Below are 2,766 nucleotides of genomic sequence, written 5' to 3' on the forward strand. Positions count from 1 at the left end.
GACCTGTACCGCGCGGCCGCGCGCCTCGATCTGCTGCGCCATCGCGATCCCTTCGCGCCGCTGATCCTCCGGGATGTAGCGATCCATCTGCGCCAGCGTCTGCGACCCCTGCGGTAGGCCCTGCTGCGACGATCGCGTTACCAGCGCATAGGCGCGCGTCCAGTCGCGTGACACCGCATCGCCGTTGAACAGCATCGTGCCCAGCACCAGCTCCGCGCGCTTCTCGTCACGCGCCACGGCCTTTTCCAGCCACGGCAGCGCATCCGCCTTGCGATCGTTCTGGAACAGCGACAGGCCGTAATTGTCCTCCGCCTGAGGATGTCCCTGCATCGCGGCCTTGCGGAACCATTCCAGCGCCTGCGCCTGATCGGCCGGGACGCCGCGGCCCAATTTGTACGCCTGGCCCAGATTGAACTGCGCATCGGCATCGCCCGCGGCGGCGGGCGCGCGCCATTGTTCGACCGCTTTGGCGTAGTCGCCGCTGCTCCATGCCTCGACACCCGCCTTCACATCGGCCGCGGCAACCGCCGGCGCCAGCATCGCCACCGCGGCGAGCGCCGCCACCAGACTGCCCTTCATCGCGCATATCCCCTTACACGCCGGCCCCATGTGCCGGCTTCATGCCTTACCACGGCCATGCGCGCAAAGGCATTAACCATCCGTCATCACCGTGGGCGGCGTGCCATCGCGTCCGATCGTTTCGCAACGGCATTAACGGTTCGTCCACATCGCCGTGGCATTCCCGCAGCCGAAACGTCGACGAGGTGAACGGGGCGAGATGCGCATACTGGCGATGGCATCGCAGAAGGGCGGGTCGGGGAAGACCACGCTGTCCGGGCATCTGGCGGTGCAGGCGCAGCGCGCCGGTGCCGGCCCGGTGGTGCTGATCGACATCGATCCGCAAGGATCGCTGGCGGACTGGTGGAACGAGCGCGAGGAGGAATATCCCGCCTTCGCGCAGACCACGGTCGCGCGGCTGGCCGCGGACCTTGAGGTGCTGCGGCAGCAGGGGTTCAAGCTGGCGGTGATCGACACTCCGCCAGCGATCACCATGGCGATCCAGAGCGTCATCCAGGTCGCCGAGCTGATCGTCATTCCGACGCGCCCCAGCCCGCACGACCTGCGCGCGGTCGGCGCGACCGTCGACCTGTGCGAACGGTCGGGCAAGCCGCTGATCTTCGTCGTCAACGCTGCCACGCCCAAGGCGCGGATCACGTCCGATGCGGCGGTCGCTCTGTCCCAACATGGGACAGTAGCGCCGATCACGGTGCATCAACGCACCGATTTCGCCGCGTCGATGATCGACGGGCGGACGGTGATGGAGGTTGACCCCAAGGGCCGCTCCGCCGCCGAGATCGCCGAGTTGTGGGACTATGTCTCCGACCGGCTGGAGAAGAATTTCCGCCGCACGGTCTTTTCCGCGCCCAAGCCGGGCGCCGGATACGGATCGGTACGGCCACAGGCGGGCGGCTTTGGCCGCCGGGTGGTGGGCTGATGCTGAGTACCAAACCGCTGGCGTCGCTGACCTCCGGGCTGCTCGCGCGCAAGGGACAGGCGCGACCGGCGATGCGCCGGCAGGGCGCGTCGCTGACCGCACTGTCGCACGCCGGGGAGGAACTGGGCTGGAACGACATGGGCACCGCCCCGGCCGCGCCCGAGCCGCTGCCGCTGGTGCTGGAGGAGCGCGCGCAGTTGCAGGCCGCGCTGGTGCTGGAAGAGGAGGAGCCGGCGACGGCGCCCGCCGCCGCTCCGGTCGCCGCCGCCGCTCCGGTCGTTGCCGCCGCGCCGGCCCCGCTGCCGCTGCCGGCATCGGGGCGCAAGGCCGCCTTCACGCTGCGGCTGGACCGCGAACGCCACCTGCGGCTGCGGTTGGCGGCGGCGGTGCGCGGCCAGTCGGCGCAGCAGCTTGTCACGCACGCGCTCGACGCGCTGATCGCCACCATGCCCGAGGTGGAGGCGCTGCGCGCGCAGCTGCCCGACGACGGGCACCAGACGATCGTTCGGGGGGACTGATCCAATGACCATTCGCACTCTTGCCGGCGCGGGGGTTTCCGCCCTGCTGGTCGCATCCGTCGCGACGCTGTCGCTGAGCCATGGTGCGGCACCGGCCGTAGCGACCGCGCGCGTCGATCCCAAGGACGCGAAGGCCGCCGCCGATTGCGCCGCCGACGCGCAGCGGATGCTGGCGAAGAAGCAGTGGGACAAGGCGGTGAAGCTGGCCGAGGAGGCCGTGGGGCTGAACGGCCAGGACGCGGGGTATCGCGCGCTGCTGGGCGCGGCCTATCTGCGCGCCGGGCGGTTCGCGTCGGCCGAGCAGGCGTATCGCGACGTCATCACGTTGCAGCCCGACAACGGCCGCGCGGCGCTGAACCTGGCGCTGGCGCAGATCGGCACGGGCAAGTGGGACGAGGCGCGCGTGACGCTGGACGCGCATGCCGAAACGATCGCGCCGGCCGACCGCGGGCTGGCGATCGCGCTGGCGGGTGACCCGGCGGGCGCGGTCGAGGTGCTGACGGTCGCCGCGCGATCGGCGGAGGCGGATGCCAAGACGCGCCAGAACCTGGCGCTGGCCTATGCCATGGCGGGCCGCTGGGCCGAGGCGCGCGCGCTGGTCAGCGTCGATCTGGACGCGGGTGCGGTCGATGCGCGGCTGGGCGAATGGGCCAGTTTCGTGCGGCCGCGTTCGGCATCCGATCAGGTCGCGTCGCTGCTGGGCGTCACGCCCGTGGTCGATCCGGGACAGCCGGTCGCGCTGGCGCTGGCGGG

General features: G+C 71.0%; 4 protein-coding genes. 3 read left to right on the forward strand and 1 reads right to left on the reverse strand.

Annotated features, from left to right (window positions below):
• On the reverse strand, nucleotides 1-579 hold a 579-nt coding region (locus AX685_RS13770), incomplete at its 3' end, for a tetratricopeptide repeat protein (RefSeq protein WP_197418621.1).
• A 199-nt stretch (nucleotides 580-778) separates the two neighbouring features.
• Between AX685_RS13770 and AX685_RS13775 the strand changes: the two genes are divergently transcribed.
• The 3 genes from AX685_RS13775 to AX685_RS13785 all read left to right on the forward strand — a co-directional run.
• Complete coding sequence (locus AX685_RS13775) at nucleotides 779-1,495, forward strand: ParA family protein (RefSeq protein ID WP_066489645.1); 717 nt, start codon at nucleotides 779-781, stop codon at nucleotides 1,493-1,495.
• Entirely contained in the window at nucleotides 1,495-2,013 is a 519-nt protein-coding gene (locus AX685_RS13780; RefSeq protein WP_066489648.1) for a hypothetical protein, read from the forward strand. The genes AX685_RS13775 and AX685_RS13780 overlap by 1 nt, the downstream gene beginning before the upstream one ends.
• 4 nt (nucleotides 2,014-2,017) lie before the next feature.
• Nucleotides 2,018-2,766 (forward strand): tetratricopeptide repeat protein (locus tag AX685_RS13785; protein WP_156445810.1); only part of this gene is annotated, 749 nt, incomplete at its 3' end.

Source organism: Sphingomonas sp. CCH9-F2 (assembly GCF_001556735.1).
Lineage (GTDB): Bacteria > Pseudomonadota > Alphaproteobacteria > Sphingomonadales > Sphingomonadaceae > Sphingomonas > Sphingomonas ginsenosidimutans.